The following is a 770-nucleotide window of genomic DNA, read 5'->3' as shown; positions in this document are numbered from 1 at the left end:
GGCGGCGCGCCGGCCCCCCCCCCCGCCGCGCCCCCCCCCCCCCCCCCCCCCCCCCCCCCCGGGGCCGGCCCCCCCCCCGTTCCCGTCTCCTCTACAACAAGAAGAACGTGGCGAGCAACTGGGCCGCCCCGAGCGCCGCGACGATCAGCCCCAGCCGTCCCAGGCGCATCCCGCCCGCTATGACGAGCCCCGCGAGCAGCAGCGCCCCGCCCATCGGCACCCACGCGTGCAGGCTGCCCGCCGTGTCGCTGCGGACCACCTCGTGCGTCCCCGGCTTCACCACCACGGGAAACCGGTCGCCCTCGCGCGCCGCCACCGAATCCTCGATGGTCATGTCCGACTCCGGCCCCGCCGCGCCGTCCGGATCGAACGACCCCGCGCACGTCTTGTCCCCGCACGCCGTCACGGCGAACTCCCCGTGCTGCCGCCCCTTCGCGAGCAGTACGTGCTGGGCGTCGTCCCACGACGCGTACCCCCCGCCGACGAGCAGGACCAGCGCGACCAGAGCCATCAGCACGGACCGGCCGGCGGACAGGGCGGAACTCGAACTCGGGGACCCAGAAGGCATGGCCGGATCTTTGGCCATGGCATAGCCCCCCGTCAAACCCCGGGCGGTCCCGTACGACTGCTCCGCGCGTTCACCACCACCAGCCACGCCCGCAACCGCTCCCCGGGCGTCGCCATCCGTACGGCAGCGGGCTCCGCGTCCCTCTCCCGGCCGCCACCGAGCGGCCGGATCTGCACGTACGGCCCCTCCCCGCCCATCAACT

The 770-nt window shown here is 75.3% G+C and carries 1 protein-coding gene; it reads right to left on the bottom strand.

Annotation, left to right across the window (positions count from 1 at the left end):
• Positions 1–91: 91 nt before the first annotated feature.
• Positions 92–568: a hypothetical protein gene (locus tag LCE31_RS40035; RefSeq protein ID WP_225023236.1), complete on the bottom strand. Its 477-nt coding sequence runs from the start codon at positions 566–568 to the stop codon at positions 92–94.
• Positions 569–770: the final 202 nt, after the last annotated feature.

It is taken from the genome of Streptomyces sp. 8L (genome assembly GCF_020176795.1).
Taxonomy (GTDB): domain Bacteria; phylum Actinomycetota; class Actinomycetes; order Streptomycetales; family Streptomycetaceae; genus Streptomyces.
This window is presented reverse-complemented; position numbering and strand designations above follow the sequence as displayed.

What these genes read in the sequence shown, in the direction of transcription:
- LCE31_RS40035 (WP_225023236.1), bottom strand. Translation starts at nt 568, where the DNA reads ATGCCTTCTGGGTCCCCGAGTTCGAGTTCCGCCCTGTCCGCCGGCCGG.